This is a genomic window from Bifidobacterium gallicum DSM 20093 = LMG 11596 (assembly GCF_000741205.1).
Classification (GTDB): domain Bacteria; phylum Actinomycetota; class Actinomycetes; order Actinomycetales; family Bifidobacteriaceae; genus Bifidobacterium; species Bifidobacterium gallicum.
In genome coordinates this window covers 111644-127276 of sequence record NZ_JGYW01000004.1, presented here as the reverse complement: position 1 = coordinate 127276, position 15633 = coordinate 111644, and the positions used below count along the sequence as shown (strand labels likewise).

At 57.2% G+C, this 15633-nt stretch carries 10 protein-coding genes; 2 read left to right on the top strand and 8 right to left on the bottom strand.

Annotation, left to right across the window (positions count from 1 at the left end):
- Positions 1-110 precede the first annotated feature (110 nt).
- The 3 genes from rfbB to BGLCM_RS03395 all read right to left on the bottom strand — a co-directional run bounded on the left by rfbB (position 111) and on the right by BGLCM_RS03395 (position 3737).
- The gene (gene rfbB, locus BGLCM_RS03405; protein WP_006295737.1) at positions 111-1121 is read right to left on the bottom strand and encodes a dTDP-glucose 4,6-dehydratase; all 1011 of its coding nucleotides are present in this window, start codon (positions 1119-1121) and stop codon (positions 111-113) included.
- Positions 1122-1240: 119 nt separating this feature from the next.
- Positions 1241-1813 carry a hypothetical protein gene (locus tag BGLCM_RS03400; protein ID WP_148401488.1) on the bottom strand — a complete coding sequence of 191 codons (573 nt, stop codon included), beginning with the start codon at positions 1811-1813 and terminating at the stop codon, positions 1241-1243.
- 394 nt (positions 1814-2207) lie between these two features.
- Positions 2208-3737 (bottom strand): sugar transferase, encoded by a 1530-nt coding sequence (locus BGLCM_RS03395; RefSeq protein WP_006295739.1) that lies wholly within the window; start codon positions 3735-3737, stop codon positions 2208-2210.
- A gap of 336 nt (positions 3738-4073) precedes the next feature.
- On the opposite strand from BGLCM_RS03395, the gene BGLCM_RS08755 reads away from it, so the two are divergent.
- On the top strand, positions 4074-4748 hold the full coding sequence (locus BGLCM_RS08755) for a hypothetical protein (protein ID WP_420796144.1): 675 nt from the start codon (positions 4074-4076) through the stop codon (positions 4746-4748).
- Positions 4729-6513: an MDR family MFS transporter gene (locus BGLCM_RS03385; protein WP_006295741.1), complete on the top strand. Its 1785-nt coding sequence runs from the start codon at positions 4729-4731 to the stop codon at positions 6511-6513. Before BGLCM_RS08755 ends, BGLCM_RS03385 begins: the two co-directional genes overlap by 20 nt.
- 53 nt (positions 6514-6566) lie before the next feature.
- On the opposite strand, the gene BGLCM_RS03380 is transcribed toward BGLCM_RS03385, so the two are convergent.
- The 5 genes from BGLCM_RS03380 to BGLCM_RS03360 form a co-directional block, all read right to left on the bottom strand.
- Positions 6567-7301 carry an HNH endonuclease family protein gene (locus BGLCM_RS03380; RefSeq protein WP_006295747.1) on the bottom strand — a complete coding sequence of 245 codons (735 nt, stop codon included), beginning with the start codon at positions 7299-7301 and terminating at the stop codon, positions 6567-6569.
- A 323-nt stretch (positions 7302-7624) separates the two neighbouring features.
- Positions 7625-8662 (bottom strand): aldo/keto reductase, encoded by a 1038-nt coding sequence (locus BGLCM_RS03375; protein ID WP_006295748.1) that lies wholly within the window; start codon positions 8660-8662, stop codon positions 7625-7627.
- An 873-nt stretch (positions 8663-9535) separates the two neighbouring features.
- The gene (gene pdxT / locus BGLCM_RS03370) at positions 9536-10255 is read right to left on the bottom strand and encodes a pyridoxal 5'-phosphate synthase glutaminase subunit PdxT (RefSeq protein ID WP_006295750.1); all 720 of its coding nucleotides are present in this window, start codon (positions 10253-10255) and stop codon (positions 9536-9538) included.
- Between the two features lie 154 nt (positions 10256-10409).
- Positions 10410-11288, bottom strand: coding sequence for a pyridoxal 5'-phosphate synthase lyase subunit PdxS (gene pdxS / locus BGLCM_RS03365; protein ID WP_044084762.1), 879 nt, complete (start codon positions 11286-11288; stop codon positions 10410-10412).
- A gap of 189 nt (positions 11289-11477) precedes the next feature.
- Positions 11478-15470 (bottom strand): thiol reductant ABC exporter subunit CydD/CydC, encoded by a 3993-nt coding sequence (locus tag BGLCM_RS03360; protein WP_006295752.1) that lies wholly within the window; start codon positions 15468-15470, stop codon positions 11478-11480.
- Positions 15471-15633 lie beyond the last annotated feature (163 nt).

The following is a 15633-nucleotide window of genomic DNA, read 5'->3' as shown; positions in this document are numbered from 1 at the left end:
AGCTCGAGACGTATCCGCGTGTCGCATTCCAACAATGTCAATCACTCAAGCAATAAGACATGTGGCTGCAATCATTTGCAGCATTGCTCACAAGATGGACGGCTGTTGATTTATTGTCCACGGGAGGCACATACAGATTCAACCGCATCTTTCATTGGTCTCCACCACGATTCATGCGCGGCATACCAGCACACAATCTCCCGCAACCCTTGCTCAAAGTCAGTATGACAAGGCTTCCATTGCAATTCACGTTGGAGTTTTGACGCATCAAGCGCGTAACGAAGGTCATGCCCTGGACGGTCCTTGACCCAATCAAATGCATCGTGGGGCTGACCCATCAATTGCAACAGCAACCGTAGGACCTCTATATTGCTGTGCTCCCCTTGGGCTCCTACCAGATAGGTCTGCCCAATACGTCCCCGCGTCAGAATTTCCCACACCGCACGCGAATGGTCGTCCACATGGATCCAATCACGCACATTAAGACCGTTGCCATACAGTTTTGGACGTTTGCCATCCAAGATATTGGTAATGGTACGCGGGATGAACTTCTCCACATGTTGGTACGGACCATAATTGTTCGAGCAATTACTGATGGTGGCTCGCAGCCCATGCGTTCGATGCCATGCCCGCACTATATGGTCCGACGCCGCTTTTGATGCGGCATACGGACTTGAGGGTCTATACGGCGATGTTTCAGTGAACCGGCTCGTATCAGCGAGCGCCAAATCACCATACACTTCATCGGTGCTGATGTGGTGGAATCGCACATCATGGCGTACTGCGGCCTCAACCAACCGCATGGTGCCAATGACGTTGGTCTGCATGAATGGTTCCGCATTCGCAATGCCCGCATCATTATGTGACTCGGCGGCAAAATGCACAATGGCATCTTGCCCAGGCACCACTTGATCAAGCAATGCCGCATCGCAAATATCACCGTGTACGAATCTGAGTCGGGAGTCCGGCAATCCAGAGAGATTGTCCCTGTTACCCGCGTAGGTCAACGCATCCAGCACGGTCACGTGCACATCATGATGGTGCTGCAGCACGTAACGCACAAAATTGGATCCGATAAATCCGGCTCCTCCGGTCACCAATAGAGCCTGCGGATGCACCATTGCTCCTCCCCGGGAAAAGAAACCACCGCTGCCACTATAGTCCGATAGTCCGCGATACTCCTACTATCACAGTGCCTGCGCTGAAATAATACCTGTGGTGGAGTAGCGCCTGCGCTTGTTTACTCCATTTCCGCTTCCTCATCGTCCTCGCCGAGTTCCGCGGACTCTTGCGCATAGGTGGCCAAATGGTAGGCCTTGCCAATCGTATGGAACGCGTTGAACATGCTGAACGCTTGCGAGAAGATGATTAGCGAGAAGACTTCATGCGTGATTTGTTCAATAAGGTTGGCACCTCCTGGCAAGCGGCTCAGCAACAAGAACAAAAAGAACATCGTAGGGTAAATCAGCTGACGTTGATAGGTGAAGTAGAACACGCGACCCGCCAAATGATGCCAAATAATCGGCACCAGATTGATGCAAAGGAAAATGATCTGGATCAAAAACAGAATGCTGATGCCATGGTCAGTCGTCACATAGGTCATATATCCAAAAATCGCAAGAAACACAATGCAGTAGAGATTGGCGAACACCAAGTAGATGAACTGCATGCGGCGCGTGGTCATAAAGAATCCGGCAATAAAGAGCACAAGCACCGAGATTTCAACAAGCACATCGCTCGATACCACGAAATCATCGCACAGCGATACCACTAATCCCACAAGCGATGCCACAAACAACACGACGCAAACCACGAACCCTTTGGATCCACCTCGCTGTCGGTTGGATACACCTCGCTGCCGGTTTTTGGATGCCATGGAACCGCCCCACTTCCAATAATGATCAACTCATAATCAACACAACAAACAACAGTTCCATTGTGCACGGTTCTACTCAAGCCGCATGCACAATGCGCTGCTGGGATAAGCTCAAGCTTCCAACATCTTCCAACGTTGTTCAGTCTCGCTTTTCCCAGCAGCGCATGGCGCATTTAGCAATCAACAATCACTCACCAGCGCCCAACCGCAACCCAGAACCGTCAGTACCGTCCAAGACCGTTCGAAACCGCCCCAGCCCGTTCGAAACCGTCCAGTACCGTTCCAGCCCATCCGACTACCTGCTACTTCACCGCCCTATTCAGCAACACCATTAATACGCGCCGCTTGGCCGCAGCACCGTGCCCACCGTACGAAGAATGTATACGATGTCTCCCATCACGCTCCAGTCCTGCACATACGACACATCAAGCTGGCGGCTTTCTGCCTCATCCAGATCATTGCGGCCGGAGACCTGCCAAGGACCGGTAATACCGGGCTTGACGAGCAAACGCGAAGCATAGACACGGTCATATTCACGCACTTCAAAATCGCGCTGTGGTCGTGGACCCACCACACTCATGGCGCCCCGGAACGAGTCAAAGAACTGCGGCAACTCGTCCAGGCTCGTCTTGCGGATGAATGCGCCGACCTTGGTGATACGCGGATCATGCTTGAGCTTGTATCGGGCGCCAAGTTCCTGACCTTGTTCTTTGAGCACTTCCTCAAGGCGCGCGTCCGCATTGACATACATCGACCTGAACTTGTGGATATAAAACGGCTTGCCGCGCAATCCGATGCGCTCCTGCTTATAGAACACTGGGCCGCCATCTTCCATCTTGATGGCCAAAGCCACGATGGCCATGATTGGCGACGACACCACAAGGGCCACACTCGAAACCACAATGTCGAAGATGCGCTTCTTGATTTGCTCATATGGCGAATACTGCGGCAAGTAAATCGTCATGATCGTCAGGCCGTTACGGTTTTGGATGCGCGTGGCATGGCCCGCGATGTCCACTGCGGACGTGACGAGCGCGACCTCAAGGTTCATGGCTTCCATTTGCAGCGAGAACATGTTGAGGTTGTCGGAGAACCGGTCGAGCACATCGGTAACCATGATCGTCTGCGCGCCAAGCTGGGCGAACCGCTCCCCCATGTTCTCGCCATAGCGCACCGGCATAATGCCGTGGCCACCATGGCCTTTCATCTGTGTCTTGAGCGCCTCGTAATCGTCATCAGCCTCAATCAAACCCGTCTTGCGGTTCACGCGGATCGGGCACACGGCAATGGCCTTGTAATTGAGTTGCTTGCGATTATTAATGAATTTGAGCGCCTGCCCAATACCCTCCGGAGACCCGACAATTACTGTCGGGTAGGTATAGGCACCTTTACGCCGGCGGCGCGTCACAATAAAGCGCACAATCATACGCATAATCATCGTGGCGATCCACGCGAACAGCGACGTCAGCACGACCATGCGGATGCCGATTTTAGATTCGAGCACATAATTGAGCGAGCACACGAGGCAGAAATCCATTACGGCCGCTTTGAGCAAACGCACGTTGAGCTCATAACCGTCACCAAGCACATGGCGATGATACACGCCAGACATCTTGAGGCAGCACACATAAATCAGCGAGCAAATAACGATGTACCAGAACGCGTTCATCGGCACATCAAAACGGAAAATCACCGGCTGCCTGAGCTCGTCAAAGTCCTCGATAAGAATGAATGACACCACGGCATACACAAGAAAATCAAGCACCATCAGCAGCAGAATCAACGAGAATCGCCACCGCAATGTATGCGCTGACCTCTGTTGCGTAAGGTCAGCGAGTTTAGCCGTCTTGGCCTGTGACATAGATCCTCCCCGTCTCGCCGCACACATTCATGCTACCGTGCGTTCTCCTGTTCACACACAAAACCTAGGCTTTACTCTGGGCTTTATTACGCGAACGACATAACTATACAATTCCATATGCCTAATATTGCTATCGCGTTTCAAGAAATTTGAACGTCTCCACGCTTCTCCCTGAGCTCACCATCTCCACCGGCATCTAAGTTGTTGTATAGAGACTCATACAATGGCTACTATCCGCCCGTTTCAACGCCCCGCTCACAACAACGTAACGCAGCGGAAGGCATCAGAGGAAGGCAATGGCCTCACCCAAGGCATGCAAAGGAGATGAGTGCAATCATGACCACGTTGAACGACGATTTGACAAACGACTCGAACGCTTCACCCCACGCCGAGCCCGTACAGGCTGCCAACTCAGCTTCACGAGCTTCAGCAACAGCACAAACCCCCCCCGCCGATTCCGCCATCACCCAAGACACTCCCGTCATCCAATCCTCAGCGGACTTCTCCACTCCAGATGACGCATTAAATACCGAAGAATTTGCTTCCACAACCATCACCGCCTCTACATCCGCAACAGACCCCGCTTCCAGCGAGCAGGACCTGCTGTCTTTTGAACAGGAAATCAACACGATTCTCGCCACAGGCGCTTTGGATGAGACGCTGCGTGTCATTGATGCCGAGGGCGTGGCCCAGGTGCTGCCCGTGCTCGACAGCGAACCAATCGCACATCTGCTCGACGGTCTGGAAGAAATTGGCGGCAAAGGCAACGTGTTTGTGCGCACGTCGCGCGGCATCGCCGTGCTGAGCGTCATGGAATACAGCCCTGAAGACCAGCCTTGGAACTCGGCTGAGTTGGAAGAGCACATCAAGGAAACTGCTGAAACCACCGTCGACAACAACGCCGACACAGACAATACTGGCGAAACGTTCAGCGCAACCGTCACTGCGTTCACCGACACTGCCTCCGATACTGCCAACAGCGATCAAGCAGGTGATACTGACGAACAGTAACGACCACAACACCGATCCCGAACAACCCCAAGGCTCCGCTCAGAACCAGCAAGATTCGCAGGACCAGCAGGCCCAGCACAATCAGCAGCCTCAGGATCAGCGCAACCAGCCGCCCCAGCAGCCGTCCTCGACCGCGCTCAAGCCCTACACTCGCGACGTTCACCATGAGACCGTCGACGATTCGCCCGCGCACAAGCATCAGGGGCTCGCCCGTTTTTCGCAGACGCTCTCGCGCAACCAGTCGTACCGTGACGGTCACTTGACGCACGCCGCGTTCGTGTCGCTCGCAATCCTCACGTTCATCACGTTCATGGGCAACTTCACGCAGCTGCAATTGAGCGCCGCGCTGCCCACCATCGTTGAGGAATTTGGAATCACCGTGACCACAGGTCAGTGGCTGACGTCCGTATTCCAGCTGATCATGGGCATCATGGTGCCGTTGACCGCGTATCTGACACGCCGTTTTTCGACACGCCAGATTGTGTTGGCTTCCATGCTGATTTTCACGCTCGGCTCCGCTCTGGCGTGGCTCAGTCCTTCATTCTTGCTTGTGTTGGTCGGCCGCATGTTTGAGGCTGTGGGCACTGGCGTAATGTGGCCCGTGCTGCAGATCACCGTGTTCTCGATTTTCCCGCTCGACCGCCGCGGCGCCGCGATGGGCCTCGTGGGCATGGCCATGAGCGTCGCCCCCGCCATTGGCCCCACGCTGGGTGGCATTCAGACGGACGCGAACGGCTGGCGATCAATTTTCGTCACACTCACGTTCTGTGGCGTGGCCGCAATGCTGCTTGCGTTCTTCTTCTTACGTAATTTCGGTGAAGTTGAGAAGAATTCTCATGCTGATTTCTTTTCAGTGGCTCTGTCAGTATTCGGCTTCGGCGGCCTGATGTTCGGTTTCACGAACATCCAGTCGTATCCAATGTGGCATCCAATTGTGTGGGCTCCAATGCTGATTGGCGTCATTGGTATTGTCTGGTTTGTGGTGCGCCAAACACGCAACACGCGCCGCTTCAAGGCCGGTCAATCCAAACAACCCGCCTTGCTTGATCTGTCGGTATTGAAAAACCGCAATTTCCGCACGGGTACGATTATCGCCGCATTGAGCTTCTTCGCATTCTCGTCCATCGTGGTCATCATGCCGATGTACATCCAAACCTGTCGCGGCTATTCAGCCACAATCTCAGGTCTCGTGATGTTGCCAGGCGCATTGGGCCAAGCCATTTCCCAGTATTTTGGCGGCCGTGCGCTCGACAAGTTCGGAGCGCGACCCGTGGCGTTGACCGGCACAATTGTGCTGTTGACAGGCACGATCATGATGAGTTTCGTGTCGATGACCTCGTGGATCTGGTGGGTCTCGATCAGCCAGTTCACGAGGCAGATTGGCATGGGCTTCGTGTTGATGCCATTGACCACATGGTCATTGAACTGCCTGCCCCCAGCACAAGTCGCAGCCGGTTCGGCCGTAACCAATACGGCACGCCAAATCGCCGGCGCGATTGGTGCTCCCGTGTTGATCCTGATCATGAGCACACTGACCGTATGGCGTCAAACGCAGCTTGGTGGCGGTGCGAACGTGCTGATTGAGGCTAATGTGTTTGGCGTGCAGTGGGCGTTGCGCGTTTCCGCATGCCTGAACCTGATCATGGTGCTGATGGTGCTGTTCCTCGTGCGCGGCAAGGGCGCAGGCTCGGCACATGATGTGGCGCGTCGCGCCATTGCACACGTGCGCCACACGTCGCAACCAGCGGCCACGCATACGGCTTGACAGAAATAAAGAAATAAATTAAAAAGGCGGCTCTCTTAAGGGAGCCGCCTTTATTAACGGTCTTCGGGGATGGACTGGCCGGGGCAGCCGTGCAGAACGGAAAGCATGGCCTGCTTCTCAGCTGAGGTGACGGTCAGATCGTACTTGTCTTTGACACCGATCTGACGGGCCACATAATCGCAACGATAGTCACCGTTCGTTGGCAGCCAATACGCGGCGGACTTGGAACCCTTGTCTTGATTGGCGGGACCGTCCACAGCCAGTAGATTGTACATGTCGTTGCCAAACTGCAACCGCTTGGCCTCATCCCACGAACTTGCCCCGGAACGCCAAGCGTTCTCAAGCGCCACCACATGGTCGATCTGTACGGCTGAACTCGTCTGCTGGCCACGCTGAAAATGGATTGTCTGCCCAGTATACGGATCGGCCAACACGCCCGTCTTGACTTTGCAACCGCCGGACTTTGTGTACGTCACGTCGGTCATGTCACGAGCAAGCACGTCGTCGCGCACGTCACAACCATTGCCGTCGTCATCAGTCGTGCGATAGCCGAACGCGTCGCGGTCATATCCCGACGCGCCACCTGAGTCGTCCACCGTCAGCTTCTGCAGCGTTTCGGCAGCCGTGCCCGTCGCCGTGTAACGGCCGGTCAGACGGGCGGCGCCATCGTTGATGTTCGGCAGCACGAGCCCCACCACAATGCCCACAATGATCGCGAGCACCAGCAGCACGAGCACGCGCTCCAGAGGCCCTTGCGCACGCAACTTGCCAGTGGCGAGTTTGCGCACGGCCTGCGAGAACGAATCGCTCGAAGCGGAGGAACGGCTGCGCGAACGCGAACTCGACGAACGCGACGTAGATGCGCGGCCGGAATGGTTGGAGCGGTTGGAATGTGGGCGCTGAGTTGCCACTGGATCGTGCCTTTCTACCAATTTCTACAAAAACGCGGGGATGATTGCCGTATCACTCAACTGTAGGAAGTTGAGGGCTGCGCAATTGATGGTGCGTGCATAACTACGGTTTACTGAATAACTACCGGACTTGGCATAGCTGTGAGGCTAGGCAAGGCAGCCTCACTACGCAAACCTGCGGGGCTACGCAAACTTTCTGGCTACGCGTAGCTGAACGTGGCGGGATCGTGGCCGGCACGCGTGGGACCGTCGAGCTCGTCAATCGCGCTGTATTCCTCGGGGGTCAGGCTGAAATTGAATAGGTCGAGGTTTTCAGCCTGGCGCGAGGCATGCACGGATTTGGGGATGATGATTGTGCCGTTTTCAATATGCCAGCGCAGGATTACTTGAGCCGGACTGACGTTGTGAGCGGCAGCGATGCGCTCGATCACACCGTCACCTGCTTGAAGATCGGCGCCGCGGGCCATTGGTGAGTAGGCTTCTACGGCGATGTTGTGGTCTTTGCAGAAGCGCACTACCTCGCGCTGCTGCCAGGTGGGATGCAGTTCAATCTGGTTGACGGCCGGCCACTCACCGGTTTCGTCATGCAAACGCTCGAGGTCGGACGGCATGAAGTTGCACACACCCAAGGTGCGCACGCGGCCCTGGTCACGCAACTCTTGCATAGCGCGCCAAGTTTCACCCGAACGCCAGTTGAATGGGGTCGGCCAGTGAATCATATACATGTCCACATACTCAAGCTGCAGTAGCGCCAGTTGGCGGTCGAAAGCGGCCAATGTGGAATCGTAACCTTGCTCGGAATCCTTGAGCTTGGTGGTCACCCACAGATTCTGGCGGCGTTGCTGCGCCAAGGTCTGGGCGTCGGCACCAGTTTCTTGCGCCAGCTGCTGGATTGCCGGGGATTGGGCGTCGCCGTTCCAACCTGCTTGCGCAAGCGCACGGCCCACTCCGGCTTCGTTGTTGTATCCGGCCGCACCGTCGATATGGCGGTAACCAAGGTCCAGCGCCGATTCGACCACAGGCACCACGCCTTCATCATCAATACGCAACACCCCAAGCCCAATCTGAGGAATGGTATTGCCGTCGTTGAGCGTGATGGTAGGTATAACAGGCAGCGCCTTTACAGTCCCCTCATCAGTGAGTCCGGCAGCGACATATTCGGAAGCGACATTGCTTGCGGCATCATTGCCTGCAGCATCATTGCCGGCAGACACGGCACTGGTAGATACAACATCCATTGATACAAGCTCCACAACTAACAGAAATAACAGCGACTAATCCACCAGCCATCCTACTAGCCTCCCTGAGCCAACCACCCCTAGCCGATTCCCACCAATCCATCCCCGTCAATCCCACCCCGTTACTCCCACTTCCGCCAATCCCACCCTGCCATCCAACTGCACTGCACCTCAATCTCATCCCTCTCTTCGCCTCCGCGCCCAAACATCAGTGTGCAGCCGGCACCATATCATCCGCTATGAGGCCACTCCTCATCACAAACCGCACCCACAACGCTGAGAACAATGTGGGTTGGCGTTAATCTGTACCGTTTTTGTACCACGGTGGTACAAAAAGGTACGGGTTAGGTCAATCTGTATCGCAGTTGTACCACGGTGGTACAAAGACGATACGGATTTAGGCCAAAAATGCACGCGTTTGTACCACGGTGGTACGAACGCGTGCAAAACGAGGCGAAATCCGTAGCGTGAATGTACCGGTGTGGTACATTCGCGATACATCCGGGCAAAAGTTGTAGCGCAAACGTACCACCGTGGTACAAAAGCGATACGAGTTGATACGAAAATGCATGCGTTTGTACCGCCGTGGTACAAAAACGACACATCCGGGCACAAGATGGATCTCCGTTGTGACCACTGGGTACGCAAAAACATCCCTAGCTAGGTGAGGCGGAACGCAGCGGCACGCGTTGGCCCCGCAAAGTCACTCAAAGTCGCACAAAGCCTCTCATAGGAGCACAAAAGGTACGCCCGGCAGCGTGCACAATAGGTGTTGGCGGCTGCCGGGCTTGCGATGAGCGGCTGCCTACCGCACAATGGGCACCTGCCGGGCGTGCAGTAGGCAGCTACCGGGAGCACACCCACCCCACATCCTCACAGGCTCAGGAAGAATTCGTGGATTCGTGTGTCATCGGTCAGTTCGGGGTGGAAGGCCGTGGCGATCAGATTGCCTTGGCGCACGGCCACCACCTGGCCGTTGACCATTGCCGCCACGTTGGCCTCTTCCCCAACGTTTGACACCAGCGGGCCGCGGATGAACACGACGGGATAGTCGTCAATGCGCGGATTGACCTCACAAGCCACATAATCCGCCTCCGCTGCGTCTCCGGTCACTTCCTCACCCAAATCACCATCCGCCACATCCACAGAAAAGTCGATATCGGCATCGGCGCTGAATGACCCCAACTGGCGACCATACGCATTGCGGCGCACGGTCACATCCATCGCACCAAAATGCACAGTCGGGTCGTCCTCAAGTTCGCGGGCGAGCAGAATCATGCCAGCGCAGGTGCCGAACACGGGGCGCCCTGCTGCAATGTGGGCCGCAATCGGCTCATACAGTCCCGTTTGGTGCAGGAGCTTGCCTTGCGTCGTGCTTTCGCCGCCCGGCAGGATTACGCGCGCAATCGAATCGTCAAAATCCTCACCGTTGCGCAGCAGTTTCCAGGGGACGCCGAGCCGGTCCAGCATGGCCGCATGTTCCGCAAACGCGCCTTGCACGGCCACAATGCCTGTGACCGATGGCGCTCCAAGCATCACATCCTCAAGATGGTCCGAGGTTTCCTTGCTTATGTAGCTCACATCAACAACCATTGCCGTCCCTTCAACTCACTTCAGCCGCTTATTTCAGCCAATCAGCCGATTAGCGCCGTTCACTGCCCAGCGTTGCCATTTCAGCCGCCCAGCAGCGCCGCTCACGATCCGGCGACCCAACTGCTGCGCGGCCATTCACTCACCGTGCGCCGGCTCACTCGCCGCGCGCGGCCATAATCGTTTCGATTTCGTCCTCGTTGATGCCGACCATGGCTTCACCGAGGTTTTCCGACAAGCGCGCGAGCAGATCGGAATCCTGCCAGTTGGCCGTGGCCTGCACGATTGCGGCCGCACGCTTGGCCGGGTCGCCCGACTTGAAGATGCCCGAGCCCACGAACACGCCTTCCGCACCAAGCTCCATCATCAACGCCGCGTCGGCCGGAGTGGCCACGCCACCGGCAGCGAAGTTGACAACTGGCAGACGGCGGTTCTCGTGCACATACATCGCGAGTTCATACGGCACGGCGAGCTGCTTGGCCGCCTCATAGACTTCATCGTCGCGCAGCGAGGCGAGTTCGCGGATCTGACGGTTCATCGTGCGCATGTGGCGCACGGCCTGGATTACGTCGCCCGTGCCCGGCTCACCCTTCGTGCGGATCATTGAAGCGCCCTCTTCAATGCGGCGCAGCGCCTCACCCAGGTTCTTCGCGCCGCACACGAACGGCACGTCGAACTGGCGCTTGTCGATGTGGTACACGTCATCGGCCGGCGAGAGCACTTCCGACTCGTCAATGTAATCAATTTCAATCGCCTGCAGAATACGCGCTTCAGCCATGTGCCCAATGCGCACCTTGGCCATGACGGGAATCGACACGGCTTCCTGGATGCCTCGGATCATGGCCGGATCAGACATGCGGCTCACACCTCCCGCCGCACGGATGTCGGCCGGAATGCGTTCCAGCGCCATCACCGCGCACGCACCCGCATCCTGCGCGATACGTGCCTGCTCAGGCGTCGTCACGTCCATGATGACGCCACCTTTGAGCATCTGTGCGAGGTTCTTGTTCAATTCATTGCGTTCTGCAAAGGCCATGGGGGCTCCTTGGGTCGCTTCTATCTCCCGTCGACGGCGATATCCGTCAACGGGACGTTTTAGCACACCACCCCCGTCGCGCTGCGTAACATTCCTCATAGTGGCCATGTCGCCTCACACACCCGCAACACGCAACAGGCCCGCACTCCACTTTCGTGGGTACGGGCCTGTGAAAACCATTGCGATTCCTTAGATTTGCAGCACGCTGTCGCAGATGCGCATGGTGGAATCCCGGTGCGAGACGAGCACGACGGCCAGGCTGCGCGAGCCGCCCTGCACTCCCCCTTCCTGAACGTCGGGGGCTGCCCCCTTCATGTCCGGTTCCGGTTCGCTGAGTTTATTGCGGCTTTGCGCCAGCTCGTTGATTGACTGCAAAATATAGGCTTCATTCAACGCGTCCAAACGGCTCGTGGGCTCGTCCAGCAAAATCAGGTCGGCATCGCGCAGGAACACGCGCGCCAGGCCGATGCGTTGGCGCTCACCTTGCGACATGCGGTTGCCAAGTTCCCCGACTTGCGTGTCGAGCCCGTCCGGCATCGACTGCACAAGTTCGAGCGCCGACGCTTGCTCGAGCGCATGCCAGAGCTGTGCATCGGAGGCTCCGTGGTTGGCGATGCGCAAGTTGTCGCGCACGGTGGCGTCAAACAGGTAGGTTTCCTGCCCCATCATCGCCTGCACATGCCGCCGGTATCCCGCATCCACGTCAGGCAACTTGCAGTTCGACATTGTCACGCTGCCCGTTTGCGGGTCACGGTAACGCATAAGCAGCTTCAGAATCGTTGATTTGCCGCGCCCTGACGGTCCCTGCAGTCCGAGGATGCCCGTCACAGGCACGTCAAGATTGAAACTTTCAAGCACGTTGCGGTTCGTGGGTGCTGCGTTCTGTTCTGTTGATTTCTGCAGCGCCGTCGGGTAGGCGAAGGTCACGTTGCGCATCGCCATGCCATCGTATTGCGGCCGTTCGCGACCTTGCTCAACCACAGATGGCACTTCGTCTTGCAACGCAAACAGGCGTCGCGCCGAAGCGAACGTTTGCGTCAAGTCGCCAGGCAACGCACTCAACGCCAGCACAGGACCGAACGAGCTGACAAATAACGTGAATGACGTGACATCGAATCCAATGTTCATCGGATTCGACACACCCATGCCGATTGTGATGAATGCGGCAATCGCACCAAACAGCAGCACAATCGCATTCGTCACGCCGCCAAACGAACCGTTGCGTTCAGCCATGCGCACGTACTGTGAGCGCAACGCTCCCGACAGCCGCATGAGGCGTGCCAAACGCTTATCGGCTTGTTCGAGGTGCACGATTTGCGCGAGTCCGCGCATGTCGTCGAGCATTTCGTTGCTGAGTAATGCCGAGTCGTCGCGGATTGCTGTGCCATAACGTTGCAACGATGTACCGAACATCTTGGGGCAGAGCCAGCCCACGATGAGGTAGGCCACGATCATGAGCACGGCGATCCATGGGTTGAAGAGCGCGAATGCGGTGATGATGTACAGCAGTGAGGTGGCGCATGCGATCACGACTGGTGAAATCGTGTGTGCGAAGAAGATTTCGAGCAGTTCCACATCTGTGGTGATCAGCGTAATGAGTTCGCCTTTGCCGTGGCCTTCGAGTTTGGCTGGTGCGAGGCGTCGCAACGCGGCGAATGCGTTGTGGCGCAATAGCGCGAGCAGACGGAATGCCATGTCGTGGTTGCGGTATTGCTCGTAGTAGCGCAGGATGCCGCGGATTGCCGCGCATATGCCGCAGCAGGTCAAGGCCATCGACAGTCCCATGCCCCATACGGGGTTGCCTGTGGCGCAGAAGATTGCGATGACGCCGAATACAGGCACGAATGTGGCGGCCAAATGACCAACGGTGCCGAAAATGCAGGCGAGGATCATTTCTTTCTTCAGCGGTGCGGCTTCACGCAGCAACCGTTGCACGAGTGCCTTGTCGGCTTGGCGCTTGGAGGCGTTGGCTGTTTCTTCGGCATGACGCGGCTGTGCAGAACCGTCCGTAGCAGCGTGTGTCACGTTGGATGGTTCTTCGTAGGCAGGTTGCAGCATGGCGGGTGCGCCGTATTGCAACGGTTGTGTGAGCGCTGCGCCTGTGCGCTTGCCTACGTGTTCCACTTGCTGTTGCGTAGTGAACATGCGTGCGTAGAGACCTTCGGCATCCATCAGTTGCTGATGCGTGCCTTCTTCGGCCACATGGCCTTGGTCCATGACGATCACGTTGTCGGCGTCTACGGCGTTGGCTAGGCGATGCGTGACCATAATCACGGTATGCGTCTTGGCCAGGTCGTGCACGGTTTGCATGATCAGCTGTTCACTGTCCACGTCCACGCTGCTTGTGATTTCGTCAAGGATCAGCACGGGTGAATCGTGTAGCAATGCGCGCGCGAGGGCCAGGCGTTGGCGTTGGCCGCCTGAGAGGTTGGCCGCGTCGGGTTCGATTTGGAAATCAAGGCCTTCGGCCTTGGATTGGATGAACGCGTCGATATGTGCGGCAGCGCAGGCTTGCATGAGTTGGTCATCGCTGGCTTGCGGATTGGCCATGAGCAAATTGTCGCGTACAGTGCCGGTGAACAGGTAGCTGCGTGCGTCCACGAGCGTCACGGCTTGCGAGAGGGAAGCCAATGTGAAGTTGGAGAGCTCATAGTTGGTGCCAGAGGAATCAAGAGAAGACTGCGTGGCCGTATGCGCACGCAACGTGACGAGACCCGCGTATCCGGTCAACTGGCCGGCGAGCACGGCGGCGAGCGTGGACTTGCCGGAACCGGACTGGCCGACTACGGCCGTGAGCGTGCCAGGGCGCGCCGTGAACGAGACCGACTGGATCGCGTCGCGTGTGGCCGTGGGCGACGTGGGTGACGTGTGGGCGGTTGGCAGGTTGGCCGGGCGCACTGCAGGTCCGGAATCGCCGGTTTCGGACGCAACGTCATCGTACGAATAGCCCACGCCGCGCAATACCAAGCCGATTGAGGCGGTGTCTGCGGGCAGCGACTGTGTGCCGCGTTCGGGTTCGGGGGCGTCGAGCAGCGTGAAGATGCGTTTTGTGGACGTCATGCCGTTCATGGCCACGTGGAAGAACGAGCCAAGCTGGCGCACGGGAATGAAGAATTCGGCGCTGAGCAGCACAATGATCACGACGCCGGCAACCGTCACATACGGGCCGTCGAGGAACGCGAACGAACCAAAATCGAGATGGAAAGTCGTGGACCCGTTGGCCACATACTGACATACGGCCGTAATGATGCCGGCGGCAGCACCACCAAACGCCACAATATCCATGGCCGTCAGCGAGCGCAACTGGATTTGCAGCACTTTCATTGTCATCTCACGGAAGTCTTGCGCCTGCTGGTCAAGCTGTTTGGCGGCATGCTCGTCCGTATCGAAATCCTTGAGCGTTTCCAAGCCTTGCAGGTTGTCGAGGAACGCGGCTCCCATGTCGGTGTATTTGCCCCAGTATTGTTTGAACACGCGCGAGGCGCGCATGGCCACGAGGCCCACGATCAGCACAATCAGCGGTACGCAGCACAGCAGTACGAGCGCGGCCGGCAGATTGATTGGGGCCACAAAAATGAACAGTGTGATCGGAGCGAGAATCGCATAGCACAGTTGCGGCAGGAACAGGTTGAAAAAACTTTGAATCTGGTCTATGCCTTCGCCCATCGACTGTATGACGTCGGACGTGCGCACGCGCTGCGCATAGGAGGGTCCCAAGTCAACGAGTTTTTGATAAAGGCGCTGGCGCAACGCGATTTTGACGCGCTCGCCGGCCGACACGCCGAATGTGCTGGCGGCACGCGTGGCGAGGAACTTGACAAGCGCCAAGCAAACGAATATCAGCACGTACCACAGAATCGTGGGCAGCGGCCAGTAGGTTTGCCAGATGTGCGCGACACTGTCGGGATCGGTGCCCAAAGGCCAGAACGCGTCGGCCAAATGCAGGCGTGTGGTGCAGCCGAGTGTCGATTCTAGATCGGGTTGGGCATGCAGACCGCCCATGTGCAGGCATGCGGGATGTGGCGCGTGGCGGTCGGCTTGCAACAGCAGCACGCCGAGCAGACTGACGAACGTGTATACGAGCGCGATGCTGGCGAGCAAATTCGCCCACAGGGCCAGCACTTTGGCGGCCACGAGCTTGCCCGTGCCGGGCGCGATGCCGAACAGGCGTTTGTCTACCATGATTCCTCCTCACCTGCCATGCCGACCACAAGCGGGGCGATACGTCAAGCTTGCCATACATGGCTATGCCTGCATAGGCGCCGCAGATTGTGATGACGTGGGATGTTCCGTTCTCTGCTGTTCACACTAGCAACCCGGGGAAGGCTGCAACGCGGCCATTGCG

Bases quoted from the DNA above. Each gene is read 5' to 3' on its own strand.
- BGLCM_RS03395 (WP_006295739.1), bottom strand. From the start codon at position 3,737: ATGTCACAGGCCAAGACGGCTAAACTCGCTGACCTTACGCAACAGAGG.
- BGLCM_RS08755 (WP_420796144.1), top strand. From the start codon at position 4,074: ATGACCACGTTGAACGACGATTTGACAAACGACTCGAACGCTTCACCC.
- BGLCM_RS03360 (WP_006295752.1), bottom strand. From the start codon at position 15,470: ATGGTAGACAAACGCCTGTTCGGCATCGCGCCCGGCACGGGCAAGCTC.
- BGLCM_RS03375 (WP_006295748.1), bottom strand. From the start codon at position 8,662: ATGGATGTTGTATCTACCAGTGCCGTGTCTGCCGGCAATGATGCTGCA.
- rfbB (WP_006295737.1), bottom strand. From the start codon at position 1,121: ATGGTGCATCCGCAGGCTCTATTGGTGACCGGAGGAGCCGGATTTATC.
- pdxS (WP_044084762.1), bottom strand. From the start codon at position 11,288: ATGGCCTTTGCAGAACGCAATGAATTGAACAAGAACCTCGCACAGATG.
- pdxT (WP_006295750.1), bottom strand. From the start codon at position 10,255: ATGGTTGTTGATGTGAGCTACATAAGCAAGGAAACCTCGGACCATCTT.